At 47.0% G+C, this 26,437-nt stretch carries 22 protein-coding genes and 1 pseudogene; 13 read left to right on the top strand and 10 right to left on the bottom strand.

Annotated features, from left to right (window positions below):
* Positions 1 to 24: 24 nt before the first annotated feature.
* The gene (locus XMD530_RS09330) at positions 25 to 912 is read right to left on the bottom strand and encodes a DMT family transporter (RefSeq protein WP_173507086.1); all 888 of its coding nucleotides are present in this window, start codon (positions 910 to 912) and stop codon (positions 25 to 27) included.
* A 159-nt stretch (positions 913 to 1,071) separates the two neighbouring features.
* Between XMD530_RS09330 and XMD530_RS09325 the strand changes: the two genes are divergently transcribed.
* Positions 1,072 to 2,202 carry an aminotransferase class V-fold PLP-dependent enzyme gene (locus tag XMD530_RS09325; protein WP_173507085.1) on the top strand — a complete coding sequence of 377 codons (1,131 nt, stop codon included), beginning with the start codon at positions 1,072 to 1,074 and terminating at the stop codon, positions 2,200 to 2,202.
* Positions 2,203 to 2,317: 115 nt separating this feature from the next.
* On the opposite strand, the gene XMD530_RS09320 is transcribed toward XMD530_RS09325, so the two are convergent.
* Positions 2,318 to 3,448: a HupE/UreJ family protein gene (locus tag XMD530_RS09320; RefSeq protein ID WP_173507084.1), complete on the bottom strand. Its 1,131-nt coding sequence runs from the start codon at positions 3,446 to 3,448 to the stop codon at positions 2,318 to 2,320.
* 24 nt (positions 3,449 to 3,472) lie between these two features.
* On the opposite strand from XMD530_RS09320, the gene XMD530_RS09315 reads away from it, so the two are divergent.
* Complete coding sequence (locus XMD530_RS09315) at positions 3,473 to 4,267, top strand: DUF4198 domain-containing protein (RefSeq protein WP_173507083.1); 795 nt, start codon at positions 3,473 to 3,475, stop codon at positions 4,265 to 4,267.
* Positions 4,268 to 4,277: 10 nt separating this feature from the next.
* Positions 4,278 to 5,261 carry a quinone oxidoreductase gene (locus XMD530_RS09310; protein WP_173480987.1) on the top strand — a complete coding sequence of 328 codons (984 nt, stop codon included), beginning with the start codon at positions 4,278 to 4,280 and terminating at the stop codon, positions 5,259 to 5,261.
* Between the two features lie 175 nt (positions 5,262 to 5,436).
* Here XMD530_RS09310 and XMD530_RS09305 read toward each other — a convergent pair whose 3' ends face one another.
* Genes XMD530_RS09305 through thiB form a run of 3 tightly spaced genes read right to left on the bottom strand, consistent with a single transcriptional unit; the run spans position 5,437 to position 8,628 of the window.
* Positions 5,437 to 6,051: an ATP-binding cassette domain-containing protein gene (locus XMD530_RS09305; protein ID WP_173498018.1), complete on the bottom strand. Its 615-nt coding sequence runs from the start codon at positions 6,049 to 6,051 to the stop codon at positions 5,437 to 5,439.
* Positions 6,041 to 7,603, bottom strand: coding sequence for an ABC transporter permease subunit (locus XMD530_RS09300; RefSeq protein WP_173483984.1), 1,563 nt, complete (start codon positions 7,601 to 7,603; stop codon positions 6,041 to 6,043). The genes XMD530_RS09305 and XMD530_RS09300 overlap by 11 nt, the downstream gene beginning before the upstream one ends.
* A gap of 23 nt (positions 7,604 to 7,626) precedes the next feature.
* On the bottom strand, positions 7,627 to 8,628 hold the full coding sequence (gene thiB, locus XMD530_RS09295) for a thiamine ABC transporter substrate binding subunit (protein WP_173483983.1): 1,002 nt from the start codon (positions 8,626 to 8,628) through the stop codon (positions 7,627 to 7,629).
* Between the two features lie 188 nt (positions 8,629 to 8,816).
* Here thiB and XMD530_RS09290 point away from each other — a divergent pair, with 188 nt between their 5' ends.
* Entirely contained in the window at positions 8,817 to 9,479 is a 663-nt protein-coding gene (locus tag XMD530_RS09290; protein ID WP_173498019.1) for a phosphotransferase, read from the top strand.
* 17 nt (positions 9,480 to 9,496) lie between these two features.
* Complete coding sequence (locus XMD530_RS09285; RefSeq protein WP_371731435.1) at positions 9,497 to 9,835, top strand: HopJ type III effector protein; 339 nt, start codon at positions 9,497 to 9,499, stop codon at positions 9,833 to 9,835.
* Positions 9,836 to 10,073: 238 nt separating this feature from the next.
* On the opposite strand, the gene XMD530_RS09280 is transcribed toward XMD530_RS09285, so the two are convergent.
* The gene (locus tag XMD530_RS09280) at positions 10,074 to 11,645 is read right to left on the bottom strand and encodes a bifunctional GNAT family N-acetyltransferase/carbon-nitrogen hydrolase family protein (RefSeq protein ID WP_173483982.1); all 1,572 of its coding nucleotides are present in this window, start codon (positions 11,643 to 11,645) and stop codon (positions 10,074 to 10,076) included.
* 111 nt (positions 11,646 to 11,756) lie between these two features.
* Here XMD530_RS09280 and treF point away from each other — a divergent pair, with 111 nt between their 5' ends.
* The 3 genes from treF to XMD530_RS09265 all read left to right on the top strand — a co-directional run bounded on the left by treF (position 11,757) and on the right by XMD530_RS09265 (position 15,956).
* Positions 11,757 to 13,256: an alpha,alpha-trehalase TreF gene (treF, locus tag XMD530_RS09275; protein ID WP_217364181.1), complete on the top strand. Its 1,500-nt coding sequence runs from the start codon at positions 11,757 to 11,759 to the stop codon at positions 13,254 to 13,256.
* 55 nt (positions 13,257 to 13,311) lie between these two features.
* Entirely contained in the window at positions 13,312 to 14,709 is a 1,398-nt protein-coding gene (locus XMD530_RS09270) for a mannose-1-phosphate guanylyltransferase/mannose-6-phosphate isomerase (protein WP_173494451.1), read from the top strand.
* A 74-nt stretch (positions 14,710 to 14,783) separates the two neighbouring features.
* Positions 14,784 to 15,956 (top strand): nucleotide sugar dehydrogenase, encoded by a 1,173-nt coding sequence (locus XMD530_RS09265; protein ID WP_173480978.1) that lies wholly within the window; start codon positions 14,784 to 14,786, stop codon positions 15,954 to 15,956.
* Between the two features lie 83 nt (positions 15,957 to 16,039).
* Here XMD530_RS09265 and XMD530_RS09260 read toward each other — a convergent pair whose 3' ends face one another.
* Genes XMD530_RS09260 through XMD530_RS09250 form a run of 3 tightly spaced genes read right to left on the bottom strand, consistent with a single transcriptional unit; the run spans position 16,040 to position 19,645 of the window.
* Positions 16,040 to 17,353: a hypothetical protein gene (locus tag XMD530_RS09260; protein ID WP_173483978.1), complete on the bottom strand. Its 1,314-nt coding sequence runs from the start codon at positions 17,351 to 17,353 to the stop codon at positions 16,040 to 16,042.
* Positions 17,353 to 18,753 carry a sugar transferase gene (locus tag XMD530_RS09255; protein ID WP_173480976.1) on the bottom strand — a complete coding sequence of 467 codons (1,401 nt, stop codon included), beginning with the start codon at positions 18,751 to 18,753 and terminating at the stop codon, positions 17,353 to 17,355. The genes XMD530_RS09260 and XMD530_RS09255 overlap by 1 nt, the downstream gene beginning before the upstream one ends.
* A 1-nt stretch (position 18,754) precedes the next feature.
* Complete coding sequence (locus XMD530_RS09250) at positions 18,755 to 19,645, bottom strand: DUF6492 family protein (RefSeq protein ID WP_173480975.1); 891 nt, start codon at positions 19,643 to 19,645, stop codon at positions 18,755 to 18,757.
* Positions 19,646 to 19,772: 127 nt separating this feature from the next.
* Between XMD530_RS09250 and XMD530_RS09245 the strand changes: the two genes are divergently transcribed.
* The 5 genes and pseudogenes from XMD530_RS09245 to XMD530_RS09225 form a co-directional block, all read left to right on the top strand.
* On the top strand, positions 19,773 to 21,053 hold the full coding sequence (locus tag XMD530_RS09245; RefSeq protein ID WP_173480974.1) for a lipopolysaccharide biosynthesis protein: 1,281 nt from the start codon (positions 19,773 to 19,775) through the stop codon (positions 21,051 to 21,053).
* The gene (locus XMD530_RS09240; protein WP_173483977.1) at positions 21,050 to 22,249 is read left to right on the top strand and encodes a glycosyltransferase family 4 protein; all 1,200 of its coding nucleotides are present in this window, start codon (positions 21,050 to 21,052) and stop codon (positions 22,247 to 22,249) included. The genes XMD530_RS09245 and XMD530_RS09240 overlap by 4 nt, the downstream gene beginning before the upstream one ends.
* 68 nt (positions 22,250 to 22,317) lie before the next feature.
* Entirely contained in the window at positions 22,318 to 22,797 is a 480-nt protein-coding gene (locus XMD530_RS09235) for a hypothetical protein (RefSeq protein WP_173480972.1), read from the top strand.
* Positions 22,787 to 23,710 (top strand): hypothetical protein, encoded by a 924-nt coding sequence (locus XMD530_RS09230; protein WP_173507082.1) that lies wholly within the window; start codon positions 22,787 to 22,789, stop codon positions 23,708 to 23,710. Before XMD530_RS09235 ends, XMD530_RS09230 begins: the two co-directional genes overlap by 11 nt.
* Positions 23,664 to 25,865, top strand: a pseudogene (locus tag XMD530_RS09225) (SLBB domain-containing protein); the annotation flags it as partial. The gene XMD530_RS09230 and the pseudogene XMD530_RS09225, both read left to right, overlap by 47 nt.
* A gap of 389 nt (positions 25,866 to 26,254) precedes the next feature.
* Here the strand turns inward: XMD530_RS09225 and XMD530_RS11545 are convergent.
* Positions 26,255 to 26,392, bottom strand: coding sequence for a hypothetical protein (locus XMD530_RS11545; protein WP_371731440.1), 138 nt, complete (start codon positions 26,390 to 26,392; stop codon positions 26,255 to 26,257).
* Between the last annotated feature and the right edge of the window lie 45 nt (positions 26,393 to 26,437).

Raw genomic sequence — 26,437 nt, 5'->3', positions numbered from 1 at the left:
ATAGTCTATAGATCCTGAGTTGTTTTACTTCTTTTGTAGTAGAGAGAATATACGCCCATCTATAACAAGCAGTCCGAATCCAATGAACAAACCTCCTGTCACTTGAATCAGTGTAATGGTCTCATTAAGAACACTGATACCGAGCAGGGTGCCGCTAATAGGAACCAGAAGGGTGACCAGCATGGCGTTAGCGGCACCTGCTTTACTGATTAACTCAAAGAAGAGAATGTACGCAAAGGATGTTGAAGCCACTGCCAGCGCCAATATTGAAGCGATTACGCTGAAGGAGGGTAGCGTGTCGGGTATTTCGGTTGAGGTCAGTATCAGTACTGGAATCATGATAAGGCTTGAGGCGCTAAGCTGGCATGTCGCAGACTGAATCGAGTTGCGTCCGGCGAGGTGGCGTTTCGCCCATAATCCTGAAAAACCATAACTTACGGTCGCTAAAAAGCTTAGCAGAACTCCCAGAGGATCGGTGTGGAGAGCCAATTGGGTTAGGCCGCTAAGCAGCGCGACTCCCAATACGCCCAAAAGACTGCCAATGATTTTATTGGGTTTGAGTAACTCCTCTTTAAATAGCGCCAACACAATAAAGGTGCAGATCGGTGTCATGGCATTGATGATGGAGGCCAATGAGACACTGATCAGTGTTTGTGCATAAAAGATGAAGGTAAAGGGGATGACGTTATTGAGCAGCCCCATAACAAAAAATTTCTTCCAGGTATCAACATCTTTAGGAAGCGGAACTTTGAAAAGAGGCAGCAGGCTTAACATCACCAATGCTGCAATCATCACCCTTAAAAAAACCAGTAGAAGGGGATCTATCTCTTGAACGGCAATGCCGATAAATAGAAACGAGCCACCCCAAAGCAGCGACAGCGTAAAAAGATTGAGCAGTTGTGAAGTAGGCATCTAATTGGTTGATCTCTAATTATTTGCAAGCTTTGCCATCATAAGGGAACCGATGGTTGTTCACCTAGTATTTCATCATGTGACTTTGCCTGATTATGCCTTGATTCAAAAACGGTTCTTTCGCATTATGTGCTCAATAATTATTGATAAGGACAGACTATGTCAGGACTACTGCCAAACGTTGATCCAGATGGATTGCTAGAATTCTCGGTTGTTTACACAGACCGTTCCCTAAACCACATGTCGAATGCCTTTCAGCAAGTCATGCGTGATCTTTCGGGTCAGTTAAAATCCGTCTACAACGCCGATGCAGTTGCGATCATTCCTGGTAGCGGTACCTTTGGTATGGAAGCGGTGGCTCGACAGTTTGCTAACGGCAAAAAAGCGATGGTGATTCGCAACGGTTGGTTTAGTTACCGTTGGACTCAAATCTTTGAGATGGCAGGCTTGCCTCGTGAAGAGTTGGTTCTTAAAGCTCGTTTTGATTCAGACGATGCACAAGCGCAACTCTCTCCGTACCCCATTGAAGAGGCGGTGGATGCCATTCGTAACGAGCGACCAGATGTGGTCTTTGCACCACACGTCGAAACCTCGGCCGGTATGATTCTGCCAGATGAGTACATTAAATCCATTGCGGATGCGGCTCATGAAGTGGGTGCGCTGTTTGTTCTGGACTGTATTGCGTCAGGTGCCATCTGGGTTGATATGAAGGCTCTGGGTGTTGATCTGCTCTGCAGTGCGCCACAGAAGGGGTGGAGTGGTTCACCTTGTGCGGGCCTTGTGATGATGAGTCAACGAGCTCGTGACGCGATCGAGAATACTACTAGTAACTCCTTTGCTTGCGACCTTAAAAAGTGGCTTCAGATTATGGAAGCTTACGAAAACGGTGGCCACGCCTACCATGCCACCATGCCTACCGATGGTTTGCGTCAGCTACGTGATGTAATGGCCGAGGCTGAGAAATTTGGCTTTGCGGAACTTAAAGCGGCTCAAGCTCGCTTAGGTAAAGAGGCTCGTGAACTACTGGCATCACGCGGCATTAAGAGCTTAGCGGCTGAGGGTTTCGGAGCGCCTGGTGTCATCGTTAACCATACAACCGATAGTGATATTCAGAATGGCTCTCGCTTTGCACAAGCAGGATTCCAAATCGCAGCGGGCGTACCGCTCATGTGTGATGAGCCAGAAGGCTTCTGTACCTTCCGTATCGGTCTGTTCGGTATCGATAAGCTAATGAACGTTGATCGTACGTTGGATTACTTGAAAGAGGCGCTGGATAAGGCGGGTCTTTAATAGTTGGAGCGGTCTAGAATAGGCCGCGATGCTCTTCTTCGCGGTGTCTGGCTTCCAGCCTGACACCTAATCGCCTCATCTTCGATAAGGCTCCAACAAGGAGAAGCGATCCGATTTAATAAAACACCCGCTCTACAAACCAAATCGCTCCAAGTAGCGAAATCCCCAAACTTAATGGTATGCGTACCCATCGATTCCAAAAGGCTTTGGATGAGAACCAGTATCCAACCAACAGATGCGCAATCACAAGGGTTGCGAGTTGCCCCAGCTCCACGCCAATATTGAAGGCGATTAAGCTCTCTACGAAGCTATCCGACTCTAAGCCGATTTCCCGTAGCACACCCGCAAATCCTAGTCCGTGTAACAATCCAAAGCCAAAGACCAGCCCAATTCGGGATTTAGAGACTCGATCTTTAAATAGGTTTTCAATAGCGACATAGACAATCGACAGGGCGATCAGAGGCTCCACAATGTATGGGGGTATGTTCACAAGCCCTAAAATGGCCAGTGCTAAAGTCAATGTATGCGCGGCTGTGAAGGCGGTGACCTGCCACAGAAGATCTTTAAGACGTTGACTTAATAGATAGAGGCCGAGCACAAACAGAATGTGATCAAGGCCTAAGGGTAATATGTGTTCAAAGCCCCGCTTTACGTAATCCAAAAGCCCTTGGCGCTTCAACTCAAGACGACTTAAATTGATCGATTCTGATTGAGTGCCAGCGGCTACCCAAGATGCCCCTTTGATCTCACCCTGTTCACTTAACCGGACGACGGCATCGCTATAGGCCTCTGGCCAGCTAAAGGTGATCTCTGACGAGGTTGATTCGACAGTAAAGCGGTAGGTGACCAAAGATTGGCGGGCCAGATCAATATCGGGTTGATCGATAACGGCTAGATCAGAGCTAAGGAGTGATTTAGGTACTGGCCCATCTGTTGAGGCGAGTGTGATCTGATTAAACAGCTTAGCAACGAAGGGATCTGCTTTAGTTGACAGTTCAGCAGTGGGCAGTGCTCTTAATTGATTATACTGCTCAGCGGTGGGGGCGTTATCAGTATCCGCATGTTCAGTCCCGATTTCGCTCATCAGAGCCTCTAAGTTGGTATCAACACGCATTTCCAAACTATTGTCGGGTAATACTTCCATCTCAATGATGGTTGGAGTAATTTCATGGGCTCGGCTTAACGTGCTGACTAATAATAGTAGAGTGCCAAGAAGGCCAAAATAGAGACGAGCACGTAGAGTCATTGAATTTCCTTAACGGAGCTGGATGTGAAAATAGTTAAACCATTAGCACTGATAGTAGCGATTAGTTCATCGTTCGCAAGTGCTCATGAGCAATGGTTAGAGCCTAGCCAGTATCAGATACGTCCGAAAGCTACGATAAAAGCGGATATCCGGATTGGGCAAAACTTCAAAGGGTACGCCTATCCCTACCTTGAACATGAGACAGCGCAGTTCATTGAGCGGGATGCAGCTGGTCTGCGTAACGTTGATGCCATCACCGGAGATAAGCCGGCTTACACCTCTAAAATGCCAGAAATGGGTTTTCGCTGGGTGGCGCTTGAGTCTAAGGCCTATGACCTAACCTTTGATAGTGAGAAGAAGTTTGTCGACTATATCAACGGCGAAGGCCTCGAGTGGGTGCTCGATTGGTATCAGGAGCAGGGTAGGTCCAGAGAGGGTGTAACAGAGACCTACTATCGCCATGCTAAAACACTCTTTTCTGTTGAAGGCAGTGAAGAGGCTGAATGGCTAACCGAACCTTTGGGTCACCGTTTGGAGCTGATCCCGGTTGCATCCTTCACCCAGTGTTCCACCGCCCCCACATTCCAACTCTTATGGCAGGGTAAACCGCTTGAGGGCGCCCTTGTAAGACGGTTTGTTAAAGGTAAACGCGGGACAGAACAGTACCGTACTAACCAGAATGGTAAAGTAAGATTTACTGCACAAGAGGGTCCATTTTTAATCAATGCCGTTCGTATTGATTACGGATCTGAACCAAGAGCTAAGGGTAAGGATTGGGTCAGTGATTGGGCCTCTTTAACTTACCAGTGTCAAAAATAAAGGATTAATAATGAGCGAGACAGTTAAAGCGATTCGAATTGAGCAGAATGGCGGTCCAGAAGAGATGAAGTTGGTTGATGTCGAACTTCCTGAACTGGGCGAGTTTGATGTGTTGGTTCGTCATGAAGCGGTAGGTCTTAACTACATTGATGTCTACTTCCGCACCGGTCTCTACCCACAAGAGATGCCGGGCAAGATTGGCATGGAAGGTAGCGGTGTGGTTGAGGCAATTGGCTCAGGTGTGACCTATGTCAGCGTCGGTGATCGAGTGGCTTACGCGGGGCAACCTCTTGGCGCCTACAGTCAAAAGCGCGTGATGCCGCAGGATACGTTGATTCAACTACCAGAGAGCATCAGCTTCGAGCAGGGTGCTGCTATGATGCTGCAAGGTCTAACCGTTCAGTACCTTCTGAATGACAGCTACAAGGTGCAGGCGGGCGATACCATCCTGCTTCATGCTGCAGCAGGCGGTGTCGGTTTGATTGCTGTGCAGTGGCTTAAGGCATTGGGTGCGCGTGTTATAGGTACGGTCGGCAATCAGGCTAAAGCGGATTTGGCTAAGAGCTTTGGTTGCGATGAGACGATCATCTACACCGAAGAGGATTTTGTTGCTCGTACTCGTGAGCTGACGGATGGTAAAGGGGTGCAAGCGGTCTACGACTCTATTGGTAAAGATACCTTTATGCAGTCACTCGACTGTTTAGCACCGCGTGGCACGATGGTTTCGTTTGGTAACGCAACCGGTGCGGTTCCAGCGTTCGAGATTGGCATGTTGGCAGCAAAAGGGTCCCTTAAAGTGACCCGCCCGACACTGATGACCTATGTTCATGATCGTCCTATGTTGGAGAGTATGGCCAAGGATCTGATCGCGCGCGTTGAATCAGGGCAGGTGAAGATTGAGGTCAATCAGCGTTATCCCTTGGCTGATGCAGCGCAAGCTCACATCGATTTGGAGTCGCGTCAAACGACCGGTTCAACGGTGTTGTTGCCTTAATACTGGCAGTGGGTGACTGGCCTTTAGCCTGTCATCCACTCTTTGTATAGCGTCTGATCTACTCTGTTGGAGCCTTATCGAAGATGAGGCGAAATAGGTGTCAGGCTAAAGCCAGACACCTCTAGGAAGGTAATCGCGGCCTTGTTAAGACCGCTCCAACATTATTTGGTGCTAGTCACACACTCTTGATTTCACACCTCAATCGCTCAGCTTCGCTGCGCTGGTGGGTCACCATAATCAACATCTTCTGTTGTTCGGTTAATTGTCTATCGATCCAGTCCAAAACCTTCTGCTTAGTTTCGCTGTCTAAGCCTGTTAGAGGCTCATCCAGGACAATAATCGGTTCAGGACGCAGTAGGGTTCTGATGATGCCAATACGCTGACGTTGCCCGCCAGAGAGCTGATTAGGCATCTTGTTGAGATAGCCGAGCAGATCCAGTTCTTGCATCGCCTCTTGGATGCGTTTGTCCGGGTTTTGACGTTTATCCAATCCCAATCTCAAGTTCTGCTGGATGGTTAAGTGTTCAAAGAGATTATCCTCCTGAAACAGCATCGCGACAGGACGCTCTTCTGGAGGCTGATCAGTAATGACCTGATCATTGAAGCGCACTTCACCTGATTTAATCGGTGCAAAGCCGGCAATAGCCAACAGCAGGGTTGTTTTACCAATGCCGCTTTGGCCGAGCAGTGCGACTCTGGATTGGTCAGGGACATACAAGTCGTAACAGTACTCCCAATCGGGGTAGCTGACTATGAGGTTGTTGATCTGCAGGCCAAGGTTATTGCTCATGGTGAACACTGCGCTCCAGTAGAATTAATAGCAGGTAGCAAAGTCCCAACAGAATGACCGATGTGATAGCGGCCTCTGACATACGATAGGTACCAGCAAAGGTGTAGATCAGCCAGGGGAGGGTCGGTGATTCATAACTGCCAAATATAGCAAAAATGGAGACATCACCTAAGGCCAACAGAAGTCCCAAAGAGAAAGCGGCTAGTAGTGAGCGTCGAATAAACGGGTAGATGATGCGCACTCTCTCCAGCGGTGTGAGTTTTAAATTGCCTACTAGTTTTGCATATTGCGAATCAAATTGAATGAATCTTGGGCGTAGCTGGCTGAGCAAAAAGGGTAGCAGAACAAAGGCGTTAAGCAGTATTAGCATCAGTGTGGCGTAAGTCTCGAGTAGCCCACGGCTGATCAGCCAAATGTAACTACCGGTCGATAACACCATGGCTGGAGCGACCAGTGACTGATTGGCTAACCAACTGAATAGCGTCTCTTGTATCGGCTTAACTTGTTGGGCTGCTTTTCTGATGGGTGTCAGCAGTGCGATGGCGGTGAGAAGTGCCAACAGTGATGCGCTTAATGCGATGAGCAGTGAGACGCCCATTGCTTTCAACATGGCAGCGTAGGGGTAGTTAATTAGTGCCTCTTGATTGAGTGTGATGAACAGTGCAATTAACGGCCCTAATAGATAGACCCACCCCAGCAGGTAGAAAGCCAATTGAATAGGCACTTTTACCCCTTGCTCTAATCGATAAGCAGGCTGCTCTCGAGTGGAACCGAGCCAGTTCACTCTGCTGGCATAGATCAGGGCAAGATAGATAAGACCGGCTATCGCAAACTGCAGCCAGGCAAGGGTTAGCGCCTCGTTGAGGTTGAAGTCGTATTTAAGGGCTTGGTAGATGGCCAGTTCTAAGGTGGTGGCTTTAGGTCCACCGCCGAGCGTTAATACGATCGCAAAACTGTTAAAGCAGAGAATAAAGATTAAGCCCGCCAGTGTTGCGACCTGGCTCTTAATAGCAGGCCACTCAATGTGTCGAAGGCGTTGCCAAAAACTGAACTTAAGCTGGTCGGCTAATTGCTCTCGGTTTAAAGGGATAGAGCTGTAGCCCTGATAGAGAATACGAACGGCTAGCGGAAAGTTCAGATAGATATGGGCAATTAAGATTCCATTGAGGCCAAAGAGTTTCCACTCTTTTAACAGATCTATAAATGGCGATTGCGGTCCTAGCAGGTTGACGATGCCGGTAATCAATATGAGTGATGGCATCACGAACGCCAGCAGTGAGAGTCTTAGAAACTGATCTCTACCAGCGGGTCGCAAACGATGCAGGGCTCTTGCGATGGGTATTGCCAGTAGAAGAGAGCCCAAGGCACTTAACAGGGCTTGGTAGAGGGTAAAACTTAAAATGTTTTGTAGGTATGTGTCTTGTAACAGCTCGGGGGTGAATCGGGTCTCTTCGAATCCGATCAACCCCCAAAAGGCGAGCACCGTCAGAGAGAGGGTGCCCAGATAAGCAACCGCACTCATCAGTGGGGTGAAAGTGCGGCCTAGTAACATCAGGATTGGTTCACGCGATCGCTTTATTGTGAAACAGCGGTACGCCACTCACGAATCCAGCGAGCACGGTTTTCGGCCAATTCGTCACTGCCAAGTTTGATCTGCTGTGGGGTTACCAACTGCTCAAACGCTTCTGGTAGCTCTACATTATCAATAACCGGTAGCATCCAGTTGGTCACTGGTAGGATCTGCTGCGCTTCGTTTGAGATTAGAAACTCAAGGAACTGGTTCGCTAACTCAGTTTGATCGCTGTATGCGCTGATCGCGGCCACTTCAACTTGTGCTACGTGTCCGTCTGTAAACTCTGCGGCTTTGTACTGATTCTTACCTTCAGCAACAACGTGGTATGCAGGCGATGTGGTGTAACTCAAAACGTAGTCAGAACCGCCCTCTAGGAACAAACTGTAAGCTTCCCACCAACCTTTGGTGACGGTAACGGTCTGCTTAGCTAGATCTGCCCATGCAGTCGCCGCTTCCTCACCGTACGCTTTATTAACCCAGGTCATTAACCCCTGGCCTGGCGTTGACGTACGTGGGTCTTGGTAGATAACTGAGGCGTCGGAAGCTAAGAGTTCAGCAAAGCTTGTTGCTGGCGCTTGGATCTTTTGCGCGTCATAAATGAATGCAAAATAGCCGTAGTCAAAGGGTACAAACTGATTATTGTTCCAGTTTAAGTCGCTGGTGATCTTTGAGGTGTCGACGCTGTGAGATTGAACCAGACCCAGTTGCGTAGCTTCTGTCATCAAACCGTTATCAAGGCCAAGCAGTACATCGGCTTGGGTGTTGGATTTCTCGACACGTGCGCGATTCAGAATGCTGACACCATCCTCTGCTGCGACGAAATTAAGAGTACAACCACATTGTGCTTCAAAGGCTGTTTTGAGCTGAGGGCCTGGACCCCACTCAGAGACGAAGCTGTCGTAGGTGTACACGTTAAGTTCGGGCTTATCGGAAGCGACTGCCGCAAAAGAAGCAGTTAACATTGCACCGGCAACAGATAATTTGAGTGTGGTTGCTGAATCCATCAAGAAACTCCTGTAATTTAAAAAACTTAAACATCCATTATTAAGTTAGGCGTTGAATGATACTAAGTGAGCTAGAGGCTGTCATTGCATCTAGGGCGGTTTCGGGAAGTTTGTCGCAATTAATTTCAGACAAAATTCCTTTGAACAGTCAGATAGCACCTCTTGATACGTCTGCTACGCGTCATAGGATGTATCTACTTGAGGAAAAAGGGGAGCGGTTTGTTGTTAGGGCAGAACCTGACAAAGAGACCCTCCCAGGGGTGGACCCGTTTCGTGAGCGAAACATTCTTGATGCCATCGCTCATTTTCAATGGTCCCCTAAGTTAATGATCAACGAGCCTCAGCAGGGTGTGTTGATTATGCATCACGCAGGAGAGTGCTCAGGCGTGCTCTCATCGGCTCAAAAAACGGTTCTATTGAATGCTTTTGCTGAGATGCAGAGCCTTACTGAACTGCCCATGTTAGATTATGCTGCGCTATTTCAGCAGTATCGAGACGAGTTGCGTGATTCAGGACATCAACAGTTAACTGATGAGGCTGAGCAGCAACTACTCTCCCTTCCTAACATGCCTAGGGTGTTAGTTCACCATGATCTTCACCCGGGTAATATTTGCTGGCAGAATGGCGACGCCACCATTATTGATTGGGAGTACGCAGGCGTTGGAATCGCATGGTTGGATTACGCGGTGTTAATTCGAGATCTAGGCTTTACCGCAAGTGAGTTGATGCAGTTGCCTCTGTTGAACGCTTTTGACGAGCAGGCGTTAACGCACTGGCTGGCCCAATCAATTCAGGTGGTCGATCAGCTTGAGATGCTCTGGTCACATTATAAATCACAGGTTACAGGTTAAGGGTAATTAGAATGAACATGAATGAATTATTGGAACAGATTAAACAGGCACCTGAGAGCGTAGAGTTCGCTGAGGTGATGGCGGTTATTGATGCATCGTTTGACCATAAACCTTCTGCTTTTGTAAACGGTGATCTAGAAAACTCAGCAGAGCAAAACCAGGGCTCGGCTAAGATTTTGAGCTTTGCTAAGCTGAATAATCTTTCTGAATCAGAGACGCTGGCCTGTTTTGGTACTTACTACCGCGATGATGTGTTGGGTAATCCTGAAGGAACCGATCACGGCAATATTCGTAATTTCATGAATTCGGGTTGGGCTGGCGTTCAGTTACCTGAAGGTGTGTTGACGGCTAAGTAGGCTAATTCGCCTCATCTTCGATAAGGCTCCAACAGGTTGCGTCGAAACATGGCTGTTCCTGTTGGAGCGGTCTTGAAAAGGCCGCGATGCTCTCCTTCAAGGTTTCTTGCTAAGCTTGACACCTGTTCGCCTCATCTTCGATAAGGCTCCAACAGGTCGCTTCGCCCTTTGGGCTAGCTCCTACAATAAGGTTGGCATGTTGGAGCGGTCTTGAAAAGGCCGCGATGCTCCAACAAGTTTATTCACTCTCTTTCAGCGCATCGGTCGCTTTTTTCCGCAACACCAAAGAGTAGAGGTCGGTTCGACGGTCCTTTCCGTTGGTCACTGACCCTTTCTCCCTGACGTCGTACAACGAATCCAAGTTTAAATCGGCTATCAGTGCCATCTCAGTATTAGGTGTACTCTCCGCGATGATAGCATCATGCGGGAAGGCGAAATCAGACGGCGAATAGACAGCCGACTGAGCATATTGGATATCGACATTGTGTACCTGCGGTAGGTTGCCGACACTGCCTCCGATGACAACATAGATCTCATTCTCAATAGCGCGCGCCTGTGCACATCGCTGTACTCTAAGAAATCCGTTCTTTGTATCTGTCCAGAAAGGGACAAAAAGAATGTCGATGCCCTCATCACGCAACAGTCGACCCAACTCAGGAAATTCAACGTCGTAACAGATCAGAATACCGATACGACCCGCATCAGTATCAAAGGCCTGCAGTGTGTCACCACCCTCAATGACCCAGTCACGACGCTCGTGCGGTGTGATGTGGAGCTTCGGTTGCACCTCTATGCTGCCATCACGACGGCATAAGTAGGTATTGTTGTAGAGAGTGTCACCTTCCAGTACCGGGATGCTGCCAGAGATGATGTTGATGTTATAAGCGACGGCAAAGCCAGAGATCGCTTCAATGGTTCTCTCGGCATAGCCTGCTAGGAATCTGATCGCCTCATATTGATTCTCTTGATTGCCGAGCCCCATGAGCGGGGCGTTAAAGAACTCTGGGAACATAATGAAGTCGGCCGTGTAGTCGGCCATAGAGTCGACAAAGTACTCAACCTGGGTTAACCAGTGTTCAAAGGATTCTGTGGTGCGCATCTGCCACTGTATGGCGCTGACGCGAACGGATCGTTTTCTGAAGTTTTCGGCTTGCAGAGACTCATCTTCTGGTTCGTAATCGATGTTGATCCACTCCAGCAGAGTCGCGAATCCTTTAGATCGCTCATCCTCTGGCAGGTAGTTTCGAAGAATACGTTTCACTTCAAAGTGGTTAGCAAACTGGAAACTTAGAATGGGGTCATAAGCCTCACGTTTGCGCACCGCTTCGATGTACTCTTTAGGCGTCATCTCTTCAGCGTGCTTGTAGTAGTTTATGATGCGCCCACCCGCTAAAATTGATCGTAAATTCAATTGGATACAGATCTCTTTTCGAGCATCATATAACCTTCGGCCTAGTCGATATTCACGATAGTCTGGGTGTACAAACAGATCCAAACCGTAGAGTGCATCGCCTTTCTTGTCGTGTTGGAAGGTCTCACGTCGACCGATCAAATCGTCGTAGGTGTGGGCTCTAGTGAAGCGGTTATAAGCACATTGAACAGAGAGCGCGCCAGCCACAATGGTGCCGCGATCTTCAATGACAATTTGCCCTTCAGGAAACTGTTTTAGAAGCAGAGCTAGGGACTCTTTTGGCCAGCTGCCCCCAAGATCGTCGTAGACCCGATCCATCAATTCGACCAGTTGATCTAGATCGTCCAGGGTTAGGTTGCGCAGTTTCAGTTGAAGATCTTTTGGGTTTTCGTAGCTCATAAAGGTCTCTCGAACAAATTAAGCACTGTTTAGATAACTTAAGCATAGACCTGTTATGGGTTTTCTCGAAGTTTTATTTACAATGGCGTTTGTGATTATTGGAGGGATACTGTGTCATTGCCAACCCCACCGGACGCTATGTTTCCGGAACTCTTTCTTGCCGTTCAACGTTCAGGCCTTTTTCCTGACTCTAAAACCTTTGTTGATTTAGTGCCTAGGGCCTCAGCTGATGAAATAAACCAAGCATTCATAGAGTGTAAGAGTGAAGTGGGGTTTGAGCTGGCTGACTTTATTCCACGTTTCTTTAAGCGAGAAACCCTTGAGTCATCGGCATCAGAGCGGGGGAGTATCAATCCTCATGAGCACATCGAACAGCTCTGGACTCTGCTCAAGCGCCCGTCTGATCAGCATGTCGAGGGAAGTAGTTGTATCCCGCTGCCTAATCCCTACATCGTGCCGGGTGGGCGGTTTAATGAGATCTACTACTGGGATAGCTACTTCACCCAACTGGGTTTAGTAGAGTCAGGTGACGTGGAAACTGTTCGCCATATGGTGGAGAACTTTGCACATCTTATTGAGACACTCGGTTTTATACCCAACGGCAACCGCAGCTACTTTGCCTCACGAAGTCAGCCGCCTTTTTTTGCTTTGATGGTCGAGCTTCTGGCGAATCATACCGATGAGTCGGTGCTGGCTGAGTTTTTACCCCATATGATGCGTGAGCATCTTCTCTTCTGGATGGATGGCGCTGCAAACCTCTCTGTTGGTGAATCCCATCGTCGTGTTGTTATGACGGAAAAAGGGCCATTGAACCGCTACTGGGATGACGCCGCCACACCGCGTCAGGAGAGCTTCAGAGAGGATGAGTCGCTTGCTAAGGCTTCTGATAGGGATGAAGAGACCCTTTATCGAGATCTAAGAGCGGGGGCTGAGTCGGGTTGGGACTTCTCATCTCGATGGTTCAACGGTGATGTTCTCGGTTCGATCTCAACGTCAAACATTATCCCTGTGGACCTTAACTCGCTATTGGTCATGGTAGAGCGAGTCATTGCAAAAGCGGCCACGATAAAAGGTTTACCAGAGCTGTCGAGCCATTATGAACAGTTGGCTAATCAGCGTGCCGATGCGATTGAATACTACTTCTTTAATGACGACCTTGGCTGTTATGTCGATTTGGACCTAGATGGGTTTAAACAGAGAGACCATCAGTCACTGGCGATGAGTTTCCCATTATTTGCTGGTATTGCTTCACCACAGAGAGCCGCTTGCGTCGTTGCTAAATTAAATGAAGAGTTTTTGAAACCGGGCGGTTGGGTAACAACCAATGTTGAGTCGGGTGAACAGTGGGATTCCCCAAATGGCTGGGCCCCTCTGCAGTGGATCTGTTTCCAAGGTTTAAAACAGTACCAGTTTGATGAGTTGGCAGAAGAGGGCGCTAAACGCTGGCTGAGCACCCTAGAGCTAGTCTTTAGCCAAACGGGCAAAATGTTGGAGAAGTACAATGTAGTCACACCTGGTGAGATCGCCGGTGGCGGTGAATATGCCGTTCAAGATGGTTTCGGTTGGACGAATGGGACTTATTTGGCACTAAAGCGCGCAATGGAGACTTAATTTTGGCACAATCATTGCTTAGTGTTTTGGATAGATCATAAAAGGAATGGATTAAATGAAAACTGTAATTATGGCCGGTGGCTCCGGTTCACGTTTATGGCCACTGTCTCGCTCCCTCTATCCGAAACAGTTTCTAGCCTTGGCAGGCCAACAAACCATGCTGCAGACAACGGCTTCACGTGTGGACGGTATCAGCGATGGAAAGCCGTTGGTGATCTGTAATGAGGAGCACCGCTTCATCGTTGCAGAGCAGATGCGTGCGATGGATGCCCAGGCCGATATTCTATTGGAGCCAGTCGGTCGCAATACGGCACCGGCCATTGCATTGGCTGCACTGCAGGCACTGACTTCCGAAGATGACCCTTTGCTACTGGTGTTAGCGGCGGATCATGTCATTGAGAATGTCGAGGTTTTCCAGCAGCAAGTGAACAAAGCCAAACCCCTTGCTGAAGCAGGTGCCCTAGTGACCTTTGGTATTGTCGCCACGGGTCCTGAAACCGGCTATGGCTATATTCGTCGAGGCGCTGCTGAAGCTGAGGGCTATCAAGTAGCGGAATTCGTTGAGAAACCAGATCTTGAACGTGCACAAGCCTACGTAGATTCGGGTGACTACTACTGGAACAGCGGTATGTTCCTCTTCAAAGCGTCACGTTACATCGAAGAGTTGGGTAAACACCGCCCAGATATCCTAGATGCTTGTACCGCTTCTTTAGAAACTCTTACTCCGGATCTAGATTTCGTGCGCATTAATGAAGAGGCGTTTAAAGCCTGTCCGGATGAGTCGATCGACTATGCAGTGATGGAGAAAGCTGACAATGTTGTAGTCGTGCCAATGGATGCCGGTTGGAATGATGTGGGTGCCTGGTCATCGCTTTGGGAAGTTACCCCTAAGGATGGCGACGGTAATGCCGTCAGTGGTGATGTTATGACCCACAACACCCAAGACTCCTTGATCAAATCGACCAGTAAACTGGTTGCGACTGTCGGGGTTAAGGACATTGTTGTGGTTGAAACCAAAGACGCAGTGTTGGTGGCAGGCAAGGATCAGGTGCAAGACGTTAAAAAGATCGTTGAGCGCTTAAAAGCAGAGGGTCGCAGTGAGTATGAGCTGCACCGTGAAGTCTATCGTCCATGGGGTAAATACGACTCCATTGATAACGGCGAACGCTACCAAGTTAAGCGCATTACCGTGAAGCCGGGTAATAAACTCTCGGTTCAGATGCACCACCACCGTGCTGAACACTGGATTGTTGTGTCGGGTACGGCTCGTGTCGGGCGCAATGACGAAGAGATCATGCTAACCGAGAATGAGTCGGTCTATCTCCCGGTTGGCTGTGTTCACTGGTTAGAGAACCCAGGCAAGATCCCACTAGAGTTGATTGAAGTTCAGTCAGGTTCTTACCTAGGTGAAGATGATATTGTCCGTTTTGAAGATCTCTACGGCCGTTCTTAACGCATTTGTAATTTGAGTGTGTGACTCTAGCTAGCTGTTAGCAGAGAGACAGACTTAACGATTAGGATTTTTATATGACAAAGATAGCGGTTGCAGGCCTAGGTTATGTGGGCATGTCCAACGCCGTTCTTTTGGCTCAACATAATGAAGTGACAGCCATAGATCTTGATGAGAATAGGGTAGCACTGGTCAATGACCGTAAAGCGCCTATTGAAGATACTGAACTTGAACTCTATTTAGCCGAAAAAGCATTAAATCTGGTTGCAACAACGGATCCGGAAACGGCGTATGCAGGTGCTGAATACGTCATTGTCGCGACACCCACCGATTACGATCCGGTGACTAACTTCTTCAACACTCGTTCAGTTGAAGCGGTGATTTCAGATGTTATTCGCATTAACCCGGAAGCGACGATCGTCATTAAATCGACCATACCTGTCGGATACACTCGTAATCTGCGTGAAGAGTTCAATTCACCGAATATTATCTTTTCGCCAGAGTTCTTACGTGAAGGTAAGGCGCTGTACGACAACCTATACCCATCACGTATCGTGGTAGGTGAGCGGTCTGAGCGTGCAGAGAAGTTTGCTGCAATGCTCGTTGAGGGGGCTCTTAAAGAGGATATCGACACACTATTCACCGGTAGTACCGAAGCTGAGGCGATCAAACTCTTTGCCAATACCTACCTTGCAATGCGTGTGGCCTATTTCAATGAGTTGGACACCTACGCGCTGTCACACGGCTTGGATACGCGACAGATCATAGAAGGGGTAGGGTTAGACCCGCGTATCGGCACTCACTACAACAACCCAAGCTTTGGTTACGGTGGTTACTGCCTGCCAAAAGATACCAAGCAGCTACTGGCTAACTACAATGACGTACCCAGTAACTTAATCGGTGCGATTGTTCAGTCCAACACCACCCGTAAAGATTTTATTGCGGACTCTATTCTTAAGCGCAATCCAAAGATTGTCGGGCTCTACCGTCTTGTCATGAAGTCTGGATCGGATAACTTCCGCGCCTCTGCTATTCAGGGGGTGATGAAGCGCCTGAAGGCAAAAGGCATTGTGGTCGTTGTTTATGAGCCAGTGCTTGAAGAGGATCTATTCTTCAACTCCATCGTTTACAAAGACTTGGATGCATTCAAAGCCGATGCGGATGTGATCGTCTGTAACCGGATGGATGAAGAGTTAGAAGACGTTCTTGATAAAGTCTTTACCCGCGATATATTCAATAGCGACAGTTAGTTTTTAACTAATAAAAAAGGTGGCCAGCTAAATAGCTCGCCACCTTTTTTGTTGTTACTGGACCGGTAAAAGAGTGGCCCTATTTAAATATTCTTTAAGCTTACTTTGATGGCTCTTGCAAAGAGTCGAAAAGGACCAAGCTTCTCGTTCGCCAGCTCTAACCCCCAAAGTTGTCGTTCAAACTCATCGAGTGATTGATTTTTAAACACCGATTGAGGCGTAAACAGACCCTGGGAAATTGGAAGCTCTGTTAGGGGGCGCTCATCTTCGATGGACTCATACTCGCTTCCAAATAGCTTTAGATCCCCATCGATCACCCCTAAAAGCTCAGGCCAGCGTTTTACCCAACCAATATTTGATGTGAAGTTAAGTTTGGTAAACCAGAGCGGGTGTAGACGAGATCCTCGGTTTGAGAGCTGATCTTCTCTATTTAATACCCCCGATTTTTGAGTAATCAATGCCAGTGGCAATGCGACGGGTGCTGATAAGATCATAAGCATAGATGCCACTAATCGTTCGCTGGTATTCGTTTTAACCAATGAGCTGCTGGGTATGATCGGACTAATTAATGCAGGATCTGCAATCTGTATAACACTCTGGTGTTTCAAGTCGACCAGTAAACTGCCCATCGCAATTGAGTCCGTTAAACTGACGTCCTGTCCAACATAAGTACCTGGAAATACAATAGCTCGATTCAGTTGAGCGCCTTTATCGACCATAGAGCCTGCCTCAACCGCCGTTTGAGACAAGGTTGCGTTCTGATCAATCATTACATCTCTGCCGATGTAGAGAGGTCCTTCAATTGAGTCTGAGCGACTTGAACTGAAGGTCGGTGTCGCTAGCCATTTGTCATCGTCTGCACGCAACCCCCTAGGAACTAGGCCATAGTGATCGCCGTTTAGCAGAGCAAAATAGGCTTTTACGTATGCATCCAGTGACGCGAGTGAGTTGGAATCACGCTGTTTATCTTCACTTCGATTCCACTCTAGGGTGTTTAGCTGTTCAACCGATTCAGAGTCCAGCGTTAATAGATTACTAATCGCTCCCTGTTCTGTTTTGACGGGCAAAACATCGGCTCGTGCAGCAATCATCTTACCTGTCATTGAAAAGTGCATCCTACTCCAAAAAGCGAGAGGCGGCTCTTCACCGGTTGATAAATGGTAGTTAAGTTTTAGCCCCCAATGATCACCATTGGGTACCGCTTTTTTAATCAGATCAGCGAACTGATTGATCACAATATCTACCTCTTTAACACCCATATCACAGAGCTGCTCAAGCCAGAACTCTAGGGGTGTTTTACCAGCAATGGGTAGCAAACAGATAGGGTAGCGATCATTGAGAGGAGTTAGCTCTTTCCCTTTTCGATCAGCGAAAAGAATGGCACGTTCAATGGTCATTAGTAGGCTCCTTTACCGCTAACTACAGCAGGTATGGTTTTAGCGATCAGCTTTACATCATTCATTGCTGATTGCTGGTTTACATAGGCAGTGTCCAACAGAACCTGCTTATCAAAGGGGAGGTCTGATCGACCTGAGATTTGCCACAGACCTGTTAAACCAGGCATAGCTTCTAAACGAGCGCGGGCTAGCACCGGGTACTGAGCGACTTCAGCTTCTAGAGCGGGTCTCGGGCCAACCAGCGACATATCACCGATCAACACGTTATAGAGTTGTGGTAGCTCATCAATACTGAGTCGACGGATGATGCGACCTATCGGTGTAATGCGAGGGTCTTTTTTCATTTTGAAAATGACGCCGTCAGATGATTCATTCTGTTCCATTAGTGCCGCTTTACGTGCGTCGGCATCGATATACATTGAACGGAACTTCCACATTCTGAACAGCTTGCCTCGGTGTCCTACCCGGACTTGAGAGTAAAAGAGAGGTCCAGGCGAAGTGACTTTTATCCCTACAGCAACGGGAATTAACAGCGGTAATAGCAATAGCAGCCCCAAACCGGCGCCTAATAAGTCAATAGATCGTTTTAAAATGCTTTGCATTTTGCATCGCAATAGCCACAGAGATGACTTGGTTCGTATTGATAGGCGCTTAATGCGGGTTGACCATCCCCACTGTCTTAAAATCGTATTGATACGTGAGTTTCGTTTCTCGTCACTGTTAGGGATTTGATAAAGCGTTCCTACGAAGGTTTTAAAAAATCGCATTGGAGAGAAGAGGACGCTGTGTCTTAGGCGAGATAAGTTAAAGCCCTCACTCACCTCAAAAATAGCATCAAACAGTGGATGCCCCAAAGTGACCAACAGAGGTACTTCACACTTTGATTTTACTCGAGACATTAAACGCTCTTGAAGGGGAGTCTCGAGAGCGAATAGTACCGAGCTTGGGTTTTTCTCTTTGATCTTATCTAAAAACCATTGTGTGCTTTTATCGTATTGTGTATCGCAAATAGTGATCTGGAGATTTAGGTTAGGGTAAAGTTTAGTAATCTCGAGCTCTGTTTTATGCGCGGCTTTTTTATTGTCTGTGAACAAAATGACCGGTTTTTCAAACGCTTCAAGTGATAGCAGTAGCTCTCGATAGAGTGATGAGCTGTTTGCTGACGGCATTTGTCCACGATTAATCAGGTTCATCGATACATTGATACCACGCCCGCGAGGGATGAGCAGATCGACAGATGAAAATGCCTGCTTGAGATCTGCCTGCTCATTCGCCATTGAAAGCCCTGCAGCGTCAATGAAAGAGACTGTTTGACTGCCACTGCTTTGGCGAAGTGAGAGTTCAATGTACTGACGAAAATCTGATTCATTGATTGGAGTGATTGATTCTAATATCTGCATATCATGCACCAACCTTTGCGTTTGAAATTTTCGATGCCTTATCAATCAATTCGGCCTCTTCATCCGTTGTGAAGCTTAAATTTGATTGAATTAGAACGGCGATAGCCGATGGATCAACTTTGGCGGTTCCATTGGAAACTGCCTTAGCGGCCTCAGAATCCCAGCAACAGTGACAAAGATCTTTGCTTGTTTCGTAGTGGTTTGATCGGTTAATACCTAGCACTCGTGTCACATACATGCCGTACAGAATGTACTCAGACACAGTCAAAGAGCGCGCAATCGCTCTTGTCCAGTGAGTACCGGTTTCTCTGCTAATGTCCCTTAACATAGCCATCAACGTCTCTCGATCCCATGTGATCAACTGTCCAACGTAATCAGAACCCGCATAAGCTGTGTCGCAGCCGAGCAATTCTCCAGCTTTCGCATGCCATTTAAGGTGAACACCGTAGTCCATATCCCCTGGAATAGAGTGCAGACGTGTGCGTCCTGACTGTTCAATTAAAGAGAGGTCAAGCGGGCGTATGAACTGTAGATCTGAGTCCACAAACATTAAGGTTTTAGCCTTAGTGGAGAAGCCTGCGCTTAGTTTTGTAATCTGTTGCATGACCCAACCGCGTGTTGGAAAACCCCAAGCCCCCAACCACCACTTGTTCGAAAATGGGAGTTGAATAAATGAGTCTGGTACGACAGATTCAACACTGACTACTCTGCGTCGCTCGTTTACGAGCGTTAAAAACTTTTTGAGATCACGTTTAGGAACAATCAAGACATGTTCGTAGATTGAATCAACGAATCTATCCACCGATTCGCACAATCGTTTACAACGATCTAAGTCCGGACCATACGAACAGGTGATTAGCGCCAGTTGATCAGATTGAGAGTTTGAACTCATTACTCACTCCAGTATGCATTTACTGGTGATTAGCATTAATCGTGCCAACTTATATTCATTTATATGAATACATTGGCACGAAATATGCTGTAGAGGTTCAATCGATCAATGTTTGGGTTTACGACTGATGATTTCTCGACTTAAGCACTTTCTAAATAAGGATGCTTTTTTAAAAAATATAATGGTGCTGGCCAGTGGCACGGCGCTGTCTAATGCTTTAACGCTTCTATTTTCATTGGTCATTACACGACTGTATGGTCCTGAACAGTATGGTTATTTAGGTGTTTTCACCTCGTCAATTTATATGTTTGCCCCTGCCATTGCTCTGACCTTACCTATGTCTATCGTACTGGCGAAAAGCGATGCCGAGGCTTGGAAATTGGCTAAGCTATCGCTGTTTATAAGCTTATCTCTATCGACCACTTTACTCATAAGTTTGCTGATCTTTGAAAAAGAGGTCCTGACATTAATAAATGCCGAGTCCCTTATTGGTTTGGGTTGGCTACTACCTGTGGCTATTTTTATTGCTGCGATATTCCAGGTTAATGAACAGTGGCAGATTAGAACTAAGAAGTTCTCCAACCTGGCAAAATCACTCAACATTAGGGCGCTGTTTATTGGAGTGAGTCAAACCTTGATGGGTTTGATTAAAGCCACCGGTGGATGGTTAGTCCTGTTTTATACCCTGGGTATGATGATTCAAAACCTCTATCTAGCGAAGCGATCTGGTCTATCCACTGAGTATGTCACTAAAGATTCCTATCGTGATTTGCTCAAACGCTATTACGATTTTCCAATCTATCGCGCACCACAGGTGCTATTAAACTCAGTCTCGTTGGCTGCGCCTACGTTGATGTTTGCCTGGGCGTTCGGATCAGCTGCTGCAGGTTATTACACCATCGCCTTCGCGCTGTTGACTGTACCTGCAACCTTGTTGGGGAAAAGTGTAGGGGACGTCTTCTACAAAGAGGTTGTTGATAGGGTAGAGCAAAAACAGACTATCACCGCACTTCTTAATAGAACGACGAGAAATTTATTCTTATTGGGCATATTTCCTTTTGGTTTCATTGCTCTACTTGGGCCTAGCATTTTCGCTCTGCTTTACGGCGAAGAGTGGAAAACGTCGGGAGAATTTGCACAATGGATTGCCCTGTGGTTATTGATGATGCTGGCCTCAAGGCCTGCCATTGCATCAGTCCCCGTTCTAGGTCTGCAGGCTCATCTGCTTGCTCATGAAATCGTTTCACTCTCTGTTCGGGTGTTAGCCATCTACCTTGGCGTGCTAGCACAAAGCCCACTTCAATCGATCATCTATTTAAGCATTGCTAACGGTTTTCTCTACGGGACTTTAATCCTGTTTGTCTACCAAAAATCCAAACGCTGTAGTGATTTAACAGGAACCCAATGATGAAAATTCTGCTATTTAATTCTGTCTTCTTTCCTACCAAGCTAGGAGGTGCTGAACAGTCAGTTTATAACCTAGCGGATGGTCTGGTCTCCATGGGTTATGAGGTGGCAGTAGCCAGTATCGTGAAAGATCCCAGCTTGGTTGGTTCTCGGCGTTTAGAAAATGGCGTAAAAGCCTTCTACTTCCCAGATAGAAACATCTACTGGCCTTTCGTAACGCTAGAAACACCCAACAAAGTTAAACGTGTTGCTCAGAAGCTTGCACAACGTCTTCTGGATCTTAGTAATTTTCGTTATCGAAAAGATATTTTATCCGTCATTGATCAGTTTCAGCCAGACATTGTGCATACCAACAATCTTAAAGGAATCAGTGTATTGGTTTGGAAGATTGCTAAGCAACGAGGCTGCAAGGTCGTTCATACCTTGCGGGATTACTATATACAGTGTCATCGAGAGTCGAGAAGAAAAAATGAGATAAATTGCGAAGCAATTTGCAAGGAGTGTAGATGCTATTCGACGCCAAAAAGGTGGGGTTCTGAGCGAGTCGATGGCATCGTAGGGATTAGCAATTTCATCTTAAATAGCCACACCGAAGACGGTTACTTTAAGAAGAGTCATCAGCGAGTTATCTATAACAGCATCTCCCCTAATGACAATTTTGAAGAACAGTCACAGACTCCTCGGTCGAGTGAGGCGAAAGTCTTTGGTTACATTGGTCGTTTGGAGTACGACAAGGGTGTAATGCAGTTGGTTGATCGCGTGAAACAACTGCCTGAAGGGAGTGATTACCGCTTCGTTTTTGCCGGAACTGGTGAGAAAAGGATTGAGTCACAACTGGAGAGTGATCCAGCCATTGATTATAGAGGATTTACAAAACCTGCTGATTTCTTTGCAGAGATCGATGTGCTGATTGTTCCCTCCTTATGGTATGAGCCTATGGGGCGCGTTGTCATTGAAGCCTATGCCCATGGCATACCGGTAATGGTTCATGGTGCTGGTGGATTGCTCGAGCTCGTCAGGCAGGGAGAGACAGGTCTTGTCATAGATATTAACAGCCAATCAGAGTTTGAATCAGCACTGCAAACCTTTGGTCAGTTGGATTACGAAACACTCTCTAGGCACTGTTTAGAACAAGCAAAAAATTACTCTAACCGAGAAATGCTCTCTAAATACAGTGAACTCTATCAGGCTATTTGATTTGCACTTTGCAAAACTGGCAAGGTTTTTGCTTATTGCTATCTGAGAATTAATGATTAGGTAGCAGTGTGCAGGATAAAACCCGAGAGAGTAGTGAAGTATTTGCTGATTTTACGATCAGTCGAATTCCTCATAAAACTCTCTCTAGTCTCAGTGTTGAACAACTCAACGACGTCAGGTCGGCACTGGTCGCTCAGTCCACCGAAACACGACACAGTCTAGATATCCGCATTCGACTCCCGCTTTTTTTTAGAGCCTACTATCTCGTTCTGTTTGCAGGTCGTGATCGAAGACGTAAAACACACAATTTAGAGTTGAACCGGATCGAGCGTTTGCCCATTGGTTTACGACGAACTGTCTACCTGCTGGTGTCTGGCAGTTTAATGATGACCGCTCTTATTGTATTGGCTGCAGCTCTCTATCTAATCAAAAGCTTTGCTGGTATCGATTTGATGCCCAATTCTCATCTTAGTGATTATCTGCCTTTTGATCTGTTTCAGGAGGCTAAGGACCTGTTAGGTCTCAAAGGAACGTCAAATGAAAAGTGATCTACTGAAGCTTTTGTTACCGATAACAACGCTGTTTTTAGCGGGTTGTTCTGGTTTTGAACGAACCATCGATGTACCAGAGAGAACACTGTTAACGTCGATTGACGAATACAACACTTCATTGAATAAACGCTCACTGCATATTTTTGATCCACTCAATATTGAGCCGCGGGTTAATCAACTTCAGCTTGAGAGAAGAGCTGACCAATTTACCCTGATTGCTGACTGGACAACCCTAAAGGGTAAAGAGTATCGAGGTGTGCCCAGTACAGATTATGCCGAAGAGGTCGTGCGTCGTTTTCTGGTAACGGCACCCAAGACAAACCTTGAAAGCCGTTTGCTAGCTGCCAATGACCTGGCGCAATTCTCCTCGGACTTCAGCTTTAAGCCACTATCTAAGCTCGATCCTTATCAATTAGATAGTGAGCAATTTCAGTTCGTCGCTGAGGATTTGATCTCTCTGCTAAACGCCTTACATCAACAGTCTCCACAGGTGAAGGGTTTTCAAACGCTAGTGATTCTGACGGATTGGAGTGTCGTTGATGAAAATTTAGTCAATGCCATTAATCGATTGCGTCAGGCATATCGCTACCCAGAAGGCCACCTTATTCAATCAAAAACGCCTAAATGGATGTCGCCAAAAGAGTTAAAAGGTAGCTGTATCTATTTGATTGGAATCAGTAACTCTTTATCAAGATCGCTTATAGATCAGATCGGAGACTGTGGTTTTTCAAGTGCTGCAGACAAAATAATGCCGCCTGAACAAATGGCGCATTTTGTTGAGAGAGTACTTTATAAAGGACCTAAAGATAGTGATGGCGATGGTGTTTTTGATTACAAAGATCAGTGTCCAAGCACCGCTTTAAATGCGCTGGTCAACTTTAACGGTTGCGAGAAGTTTGCTGATGAGTAAGAGGGTAATGAATATGTTTAACACGAATAGCTCTGTTCTGAGCGCTCTCTGTCTGTTAATGGCATTCACGGTCAATAACGCGTCGGCCAATTCACTGCCCGAGCGTCAGCAGCGTCAAGCAGCGATTAATGCGGCTCCAACCGGTCAGGACTTACCCTTAGAGGAGGTCCCTTTGGGGGTTGTGAAAAGCTTAATCATCGATGAGTTACAAGAGCCTTCTGAGATAGAGAAAAAGATTGCAGAGACGCTGAAGCCGGTTGAGTTAACGGAGAAAAGCCGCGATTTGAAAACTCAGCCTTCGCTTGAGCAATTTGGCTATGACATGTTCACTACGCTTGCCACAACCTTTGCACCCGTTGCAGGTATTCCTGTTCCTGAAGATTACATCATTGGGCCAGGTGATACCTTTGTGCTGCAGATTTTCAGTGTGACCGATTTGGAGTATCGACTTGTCGTCACTCGTGAGGGTCAAATCCTGGTTCCAGAAATTGGCGCCATTCAAGTTGCGGGTCTCAATTTTTCAGACGCTAAACTGTTAATCAAAGAGTCCATTGATCGCGTCCGAGTCGGTGTGAAAAGTATCGTAACGCTAGCTGAGCTTCACTCCATTCAGGTTCTAATGGTCGGTGAAGTCAATCAACCAGGCACCTACACGGTGAGTGGTATGAGTTCGCTACTGAATACGTTGATTCAGGCAGGGGGGATTAAACGAACTGGTTCACTACGCTCCATTCAGGTAAAGCGTCAGGGCCGGGTTGTTGCAGATTTTGATCTCTATGATCTGCTTCTACGGGGTGATGACAGCGGAAATGCGTATCTGCGCCAAGGCGACATCATCTTTATCAAACCTATCGGAATGACGGCAGGTATTGCGGGAGAAGTGCATCGACCAGCAATCTATGAAATCGAGGAAGAGCAGAGCGTTACTGACTTGCTCAAACTGGCTGGTGGACTGTTGCCGACGGCTGCCAAAAGCACCGTTATGATAGAACGTATAGGTTCAAGCGAGTCCTATGAGTTGATCTCTGCCGATATGACGAAGCAGGGTGGGGATATTCGTCTGATCAATGGCGATCTGGTTAAGGTGCTACCAGTGATAGATCGTGTTGAAAATGTTGTGTTGCTTGATGGTCATCTGCTTAAACCCGGTGCAATGCAGTGGCGAAGCGGTATTAAAGTCACTGATCTGATTAAGGATGTTGCCACTCTTAAACAGGGCGCTGACTTATCAACCGCACTGGTAGAGAGAGAAAATCCTGTTAGCAAGAGAACAGAGGTACTCTATTTTAATTTAGGTAATGCACTCTCTAACCCATTTTCAGAAGATAATCTGACTTTGCAGGCGCGAGATCGAATTGTCGTTTTCAATACGCACGATCAGCGTGCAGATCAACTCAATAATCTGGTTAAGAGAATGGAGCGCGAGGCGTCTGCATCAGAGCTTTCACCTCTGGTTCGGATCAAAGGGTTCGTTCGTCATGGCGGCACCTATCCAATCGCCAATGAGATGCGCTTAACCGATTTGATTGAGTATGCTGGTGGCTTCCAGGTAGGTAGTGATCGCTCCTATGTAATTTTGTCGCGCACCGATGCTGACAGCTTAAAGGTGGATGTGACAGCGTTGGATTTAACAGAGAATCGCTATAACCCTAAATTGAAAGCAGGGGATGAACTCTTCTTGTTTGGCCGAGACAGTAAACGATCTGAGATTTTAAAAGGTCTACTTGAGAAGCTTCGCCAGCAAGCTTCGATCAATACTCCTACACAAGTGGTTAAAGTGAGCGGATCAGTACGTTCTCCTGGCCTCTATCCCCTAGTGGCTGGAATGCGTATTGAGGATCTTGTGGTTGCTGCAGGTGGCCTAAAAGAGCAAGCATTCAACTCAGAGGCAACGCTAGCCCGTCGCTCAATTATCAAAGGCGATTATTCGCGCATAGATCAATACGATGTCTCTTTAATTCAAAGAGAAGGTATAAGCGAAGATTTAACCACTGTGTTGATACCCTCGGATCATCTGGTCATCAGACAAAAACCTGAATGGATCAGTAACCGTAAAGAGGTGACCATCGAAGGTGAAGTTCTATTCCCGGGCACATACACCGTTGATAAGCGTGAAACACTGTGTGGATTATTGCAGAGAGCCGGTGGCTTTACAGAGGACGCTTATCTCTTCGGTACGGTATTTACGCGTGAATCTGTCCGTCTTCGTGAACAACAGGCACTTGATCGCATGATGGGCGAGCTTGATGATCTGTTAGCGGATGTACATCTTTCACCAGGTTACCAAAAACAGGATAAACAGCCCGAAAACAACGGCGCAGAGGAAACTTTGAAAATCATCAAGCAACTGGCTCCTAAGCGTGCAGTAGGACGTATGGTGGTTGATATGGAGGCCGCTGTTAAAAACTGCTCAGAGCTGTCTGATGTGGTTCTAGAGTCTGGAGATCGCATTAGGGTTCCAAAATACCAAGATGAGGTCTCTGTCGTCGGTCAGGTCTATTTTCCAACGTCACACAAATATCGAAAAGATAGAGCCTCATTGGACTACATCAATCTAAGCGGTGGTATGAAAGAGTTAGCGCAGCATGAGCATGCTTTTGTGGTACAAGCTAATGGAGAGGTGATGAGTGTTCGTTCTAAAGCATCGAGTTGGGGCTGGTTAGGTAGCGCTTCAAACGTCAAAGTGACTCCAGGGTCTACTATCTATGTGCCGTTGAGTGTCGATCG

Origin of the sequence: Marinobacterium sp. xm-d-530, from assembly GCF_013283365.1 — a bacterium.
In the GTDB taxonomy this organism is placed as follows: Bacteria; Pseudomonadota; Gammaproteobacteria; order Pseudomonadales; family Balneatricaceae; genus Marinobacterium_E.
The sequence above is the reverse complement of the archived record's forward strand: the minus strand, read 5'-3'. Positions and strand labels throughout refer to the sequence as shown.

Bases quoted from the DNA above. Each gene is read 5' to 3' on its own strand.
- XMD530_RS09325 (WP_173507085.1), top strand. From the start codon at position 1,072: ATGTCAGGACTACTGCCAAACGTTGATCCAGATGGATTGCTAGAATTC.
- XMD530_RS09310 (WP_173480987.1), top strand. From the start codon at position 4,278: ATGAGCGAGACAGTTAAAGCGATTCGAATTGAGCAGAATGGCGGTCCA.
- XMD530_RS09290 (WP_173498019.1), top strand. From the start codon at position 8,817: ATGTATCTACTTGAGGAAAAAGGGGAGCGGTTTGTTGTTAGGGCAGAA.
- XMD530_RS09320 (WP_173507084.1), bottom strand. From the start codon at position 3,448: ATGACTCTACGTGCTCGTCTCTATTTTGGCCTTCTTGGCACTCTACTA.
- XMD530_RS09330 (WP_173507086.1), bottom strand. From the start codon at position 912: ATGCCTACTTCACAACTGCTCAATCTTTTTACGCTGTCGCTGCTTTGG.
- XMD530_RS09260 (WP_173483978.1), bottom strand. From the start codon at position 17,353: ATGACCATTGAACGTGCCATTCTTTTCGCTGATCGAAAAGGGAAAGAG.
- XMD530_RS09270 (WP_173494451.1), top strand. From the start codon at position 13,312: ATGAAAACTGTAATTATGGCCGGTGGCTCCGGTTCACGTTTATGGCCA.
- XMD530_RS09280 (WP_173483982.1), bottom strand. From the start codon at position 11,645: ATGAGCTACGAAAACCCAAAAGATCTTCAACTGAAACTGCGCAACCTA.
- XMD530_RS09300 (WP_173483984.1), bottom strand. From the start codon at position 7,603: ATGTTACTAGGCCGCACTTTCACCCCACTGATGAGTGCGGTTGCTTAT.
- XMD530_RS09285 (WP_371731435.1), top strand. From the start codon at position 9,497: ATGAATGAATTATTGGAACAGATTAAACAGGCACCTGAGAGCGTAGAG.
- XMD530_RS09305 (WP_173498018.1), bottom strand. From the start codon at position 6,051: ATGAGCAATAACCTTGGCCTGCAGATCAACAACCTCATAGTCAGCTAC.
- XMD530_RS09250 (WP_173480975.1), bottom strand. From the start codon at position 19,645: ATGAGTTCAAACTCTCAATCTGATCAACTGGCGCTAATCACCTGTTCG.
- XMD530_RS09240 (WP_173483977.1), top strand. From the start codon at position 21,050: ATGATGAAAATTCTGCTATTTAATTCTGTCTTCTTTCCTACCAAGCTA.
- XMD530_RS09245 (WP_173480974.1), top strand. From the start codon at position 19,773: ATGATTTCTCGACTTAAGCACTTTCTAAATAAGGATGCTTTTTTAAAA.
- XMD530_RS09230 (WP_173507082.1), top strand. From the start codon at position 22,787: ATGAAAAGTGATCTACTGAAGCTTTTGTTACCGATAACAACGCTGTTT.
- thiB (WP_173483983.1), bottom strand. From the start codon at position 8,628: ATGGATTCAGCAACCACACTCAAATTATCTGTTGCCGGTGCAATGTTA.
- XMD530_RS09255 (WP_173480976.1), bottom strand. From the start codon at position 18,753: ATGCAGATATTAGAATCAATCACTCCAATCAATGAATCAGATTTTCGT.
- XMD530_RS09265 (WP_173480978.1), top strand. From the start codon at position 14,784: ATGACAAAGATAGCGGTTGCAGGCCTAGGTTATGTGGGCATGTCCAAC.